This is a genomic window from Streptomyces sp. NPDC055078 (assembly GCF_053607985.1).
In genome coordinates, this window is the sequence record NZ_JBSGUP010000833.1 from 1 (window position 1) to 3,149 (window position 3,149).

Here is a 3,149-nt window from a genome sequence, read left to right on the forward strand (position 1 = left end):
GTCCGCGCCCGCCCGGGGACCGGAAACCGTATCCCGGAGTCAGTGCACCCCGCCCATGAGGGGCTTCACCTTCCGCCGCCACATGAAGATCGCGACACCCGCGAGCGCGGCGACCACACCCTGGCTGGCGAACCACCCCTGAGTGTCCGTCGGGGCGCCGATCAGCTGGAGCAGCGCGATGACCGAGTCGCCCGCGGTCACCGCGAGGAACCAGACGCCCATCATCTGGGCGGCGTACTTCTCCGGCGCCAGCTTGGTCGTCAGCGACAGGCCGACCGGGGACAGACACAGCTCGCCCACGGTCTGGATGAAGTAGACGCCGACCAGCCACATCGGGGAGACCTTCGCGTCGCCCGCTGCCAGCCCCTGCGCCACCATCATCACGCCGAAGGAGCCACCGATCAGCACCAGCGCCGAGGCGAACTTCGAGAGCGTGCTCGGCTCGTGGTGCCGCTTGAACAGCGCCACCCAGAGCCAGGCGAACAGCGGCGCGAGCGCCATCACGAACAGCGGGTTCAGCGACTGGAACCAGCTCTCGGGGAAGTCGAAGCCGAAGAGCGTGGACCGGGTGTCGTTCTTGGCGAACAGCGCCAGCGTCGAACCGGTCTGGTCGTAGATTGCCCAGAACGCGGCGGCGGCGACGAAGAACCAGATGTAGCCGGACATCCGGGACTGCTCGACCTCGGAGAGATCCTTGTCCCGCTTGATACGGATCAGATACCAGGCGGGCAGCACCAGACCGAGGACGGTCAGCGGCCACAGCACCCAGTCGATGCTGAACGCACCGGACAGACCGACGACGGCGTACGCCCCGGCGGCGACCGCCAGCCAGATCAGGGCCCGCTTGACCAGCGCGGCGCGCTCGGCGGGCGGCAGCGGCGACGGAACCTTCGCGGACTCCTCGCTCAGATGGCGGAAGCCCAGGAAGTAGCAGAGCAGGCCGATCCCCATACCGACACCGGCCATCGCGAACCCGAGGTGCCAGTCGACCTGCTGGCCGACCCAGCCGATCGTCAGCGGGGCGAAGAAGGCACCGAGGTTGATGCCCATGTAGAAGATCGTGAAGCCGCCGTCGCGGCGGGGGTCGTTCCGGTCCGGGTAGAGCTGGCCGACCATCGTGGAGATATTGGCCTTGAGCACACCGGAACCGGCCGCGATGAACGCGAGACCGATGAAGAAGGAGAACTCCGCCGGGATCGCCAGCAGGAAGTGGCCCGCCATGATGACGACACCGGCGATGGCGGTCGCCTTGCGCGCGCCCCAGACCCGGTCGCCGAGCCAGCCGCCCGGAAGGGCGAGCAGATACACCATGGCGTTGTAGACGGAGTAGATCGCGACCGCGGTCGCGTCCTTCATCCCCAGTCCGCCGTCGGCCACATTCGTGGCCAGGTAGAGCACCAGCAGGGCCCGCATGCCGTAGAAGCTGTAGCGCTCCCACATCTCGGTCATAAAGAGGTTGGCCAGGCCGCGGGGGTGGCCGAGGAAGGTCCTCTCGGAGCCGGCGGGGCCGGCCGAAGCCTTCGTCAGGCTTGACGCCATGGTCGTTCCTTGCGTGTCGGGACGCGCTGCCTTGTGAGCGGTACGCGCCCGGTGGGGGTGACCGGCACCGGTGCGGCGGGGCCCCCGCCCCACGCCTGAGGGGCTCGCTCCGGAAGGGTGCCGGAGGTGGGGGGACAGTCCGCACCGGGATCCACGCCCCGGGCGCGTCTTCGCGTCCGGAGCCCGGCCCATAGGTCATTCACTGCTCATGGGGACCGGCACCACCGGTCCCCGCGCACAGAGAGGACCCCTGGCAGTCTGCCGCTGCTCACTGCTAGCTGTTCGCGCGGCAGGCCCGAGGTCCCAAAGATCGCTGTGTAGTGCTACAGGCGTATTCACCACCATACGGCATGACACAGAGGTATTTGGAACGACTTGAGAGGTGGATCACAGGTGTACCCGTATCCGCATGCCCCGAATCGAAGGTAGCTCTCCTGGCCGTATCCCAGACCCGCAGGGCTGGTCGATCACGCCCCGGCGCGTACCTCTCGCGGACTACCATCACACCCATGACCCGTGTACTGCTCGCCGAGGACGACGCATCCATCTCGGAGCCGCTGGCCCGTGCCCTGCGCCGGGAGGGATACGAGGTCGAGGTGCGCGAGGACGGTCCCACCGCGCTGGACGCCGGTCTGGCGGGCGGTGTCGACCTGGTCGTACTGGACCTGGGACTGCCCGGGATGGACGGCCTGGAGGTCGCGCGACGGCTGCGCGCCGAGGGCCATACGATCCCGATCCTGGTGCTCACGGCACGCGCCGACGAAGTGGACACCGTGGTCGGTCTGGACGCCGGGGCCGACGACTATGTGACCAAGCCGTTCCGCCTCGCCGAACTGCTGGCGCGGGTACGCGCGCTGCTGCGCCGCGGGGCGTCCGAACCGGCGCCGCCGCCCGCGACCCACGGAGTCCGGATCGATGTCGAGTCCCACCGCGCGTGGATGGGCGACGAGGAGTTGCAGCTCACCGCCAAGGAGTTCGATCTGCTACGGGTCCTGGTCCGGGACGCGGGCCGGGTGGTCACCCGCGACCAGTTGATGCGCGAGGTCTGGGACACCACCTGGTGGTCGTCCACCAAGACCCTGGACATGCACATCTCCTGGCTCCGGAAGAAGCTCGGCGACGACGCGGCGAATCCCCGCTACATCGCGACGGTCCGCGGCGTCGGCTTCCGCTTCGAAAAGAGCTGACCCTCCCGGCCTGGTCCGGTCCGGTCCGGTCCCGCCCCGGTCCGGTCCCGCCCCGGTCCCGCCCCGGCCCGGCCTCCGCCCGTCCCCCATCCCGTGCGCTCCGCCACGCGCCGGGCCCGCGCTGTCGGTACCCGCACGCCCTGCGGGCGTGTCCTCAATCGCCGGACGGGCTGGTTGTGCTGACCTGAGTGCGCACATTCAGCCACCCCCACCCAGGGGGCACCCTCACCCAGGCGAAGCTCTGGGGGTGGGGTGGGGGCAAATCCCCCCGTTGGCGTTTGAGGCGCGGGGCGGCAAATCCAGCTTCGCCTGGGGGTACTCCCCCTGGGCTCTGCCCGGGGGGCACCCCCACCCAGGCGCAGCTCTGGGGGAGTTTGAGGCGCTGGGGGTCCCCCCACGCCGCAGGGCGTAGGTGGGGGTACC

Annotated in this window: 2 protein-coding genes; one reads left to right on the forward strand and one right to left on the reverse strand. The window is 69.6% G+C overall.

The window, feature by feature from the left end; translation table 11 throughout:
* Positions 1 to 39: 39 nt before the first annotated feature.
* Complete coding sequence (locus ACWF94_RS37380; RefSeq protein WP_453499202.1) at positions 40 to 1,539, reverse strand: peptide MFS transporter; 1,500 nt, start codon at positions 1,537 to 1,539, stop codon at positions 40 to 42.
* A 509-nt stretch (positions 1,540 to 2,048) separates the two neighbouring features.
* On the opposite strand from ACWF94_RS37380, the gene ACWF94_RS37385 reads away from it, so the two are divergent.
* On the forward strand, positions 2,049 to 2,726 hold the full coding sequence (locus tag ACWF94_RS37385; RefSeq protein WP_453499204.1) for a response regulator transcription factor: 678 nt from the start codon (positions 2,049 to 2,051) through the stop codon (positions 2,724 to 2,726).
* Positions 2,727 to 3,149 lie beyond the last annotated feature (423 nt).

Excerpts from the sequence above, each read along its gene's own strand:
- ACWF94_RS37380 (WP_453499202.1), bottom strand. The coding sequence starts at position 1,539 with ATGGCGTCAAGCCTGACGAAGGCTTCGGCCGGCCCCGCCGGCTCCGAG.
- ACWF94_RS37385 (WP_453499204.1), top strand. The coding sequence starts at position 2,049 with ATGACCCGTGTACTGCTCGCCGAGGACGACGCATCCATCTCGGAGCCG.